Annotated in this window: 1 pseudogene; it reads left to right on the top strand. The window is 42.8% G+C overall.

From position 1 onward, the window contains the following. Positions 1 to 462: pseudogene (locus FFM73_RS12620) on the top strand (nicking enzyme TraA protein); the annotation flags it as partial. Between the last annotated feature and the right edge of the window lie 15 nt (positions 463 to 477).

Below are 477 nucleotides of genomic sequence, written 5' to 3'. Positions count from 1 at the left end.
CCACCACAGGTGTTCAGTCCCCAAGAACATCAACAAGGACTAGCTTATTTATCGGGACAGCTTAGCTTAGATCAGTTAGAAAATCATCACTTACAACGGGTTTTAAAGCATGATGGCACTAAACAACTCTTTTTTGGCGAATGCAAAGCTGATCCGACGATTAAGAACAGTCAGATCGAGAAAATCCAAAAGCAGTTAAAAGGGCAACAAGCCAAGGACGACCAGTATAGAAAAGTAAATATTGGACATTATCAACCGCTAAATTACAAGCCAGTTAGTCCAAGCTACTACTTAAAGACGGCCTTTAGTAACGCAATCATGACCGCCCTATATGCCCGTGATGAAGATTACGAACGGCAAAAACAGGCGCAAGGTTTAAAGGAGACTGAGTGGGAAATGACGAAAAAGCAACGGCAACACCAAACTCGAAACCGGCATGAAGATGGGGGCATGCACTTGTAATCACAAAATTAGCGA

It is taken from the genome of Secundilactobacillus hailunensis (genome assembly GCF_005405185.1).
In the GTDB taxonomy this organism is placed as follows: Bacteria; Bacillota; Bacilli; order Lactobacillales; family Lactobacillaceae; genus Secundilactobacillus; species Secundilactobacillus hailunensis.
This window is presented reverse-complemented; position numbering and strand designations above follow the sequence as displayed.